This is a genomic window from Psychrobacter sp. 1U2, assembly GCF_051847575.1.
Genome location: NZ_JBPYDC010001038.1, coordinates 1 through 731 on the forward strand (window position 1 = coordinate 1; position 731 = coordinate 731).

At 46.4% G+C, this 731-nt stretch carries 1 protein-coding gene; it reads left to right on the plus strand.

Going from position 1 to position 731, the window contains the following annotated elements; translation table 11 throughout:
- Positions 1 to 731: DEAD/DEAH box helicase family protein (locus ACS8FD_RS20245; protein ID WP_439277185.1), on the plus strand; the 731-nt coding region annotated here is incomplete at both ends.

A 731-nucleotide genomic window follows, 5' to 3' on the forward strand; every position in this document is an offset into this window, starting at 1 on the left:
GCAAGCTGTCTCCCAGCACATCCGTAACCAAGGTCAAAAACAAATCCCACATCTATTTGCTTATAGCCAATTATTGCTAGCGGTCAATGGTCATGACGGTCTGTATGCCACCTGCGGTACGCCAGAGAAGTTCTGGGCAAAATGGGTCGAAGAAGAGATCTCTGAGCCTGAGTTCAACCGTCTAAAAAACCAAAAGCTTAATGATGAGCAGCTTAGTCGTCTATTTGATCATCATCCTGCCGCAGCTAAAAAAGAGTACCTGTCACTGATTGATTCTGGTGATCTAGTCGTTACTGATCAAGACCGCTTAATTGTCAGCTTATTACAGCCTGAGCGTTTGCTTGAGATGATGCGCCTGTTTACCTTGTTTGATAAAAAGGCAGGCAAGATCGTTGCCCGTTATCAGCAAGTCTTTGGTATCAAAGCTTTGATTGAACGTATCAGCACTTTTGACGGCTCTGATGGTAAGTTGGGGAGTCGGCAGGGCGGTGTCATTTGGCATACCACCGGCAGTGGTAAATCCTTTACCATGGTGTTTTTCTCCAAAGCGCTTATTTGGTTAGAGGAGCTCGCGAAGTGTCGAATTATTGTTGTCACGGATCGTGTCGATCTGGAAACCCAGCTAAGCAATACCTTTAAGTCTGGTGGTGTAATAACCAGTAAACGTGATAGTCGTGACGCCATGGCAACTTCTGGTCGCTGTCTCGCGCAGCAAATCGGTCACGGTAATG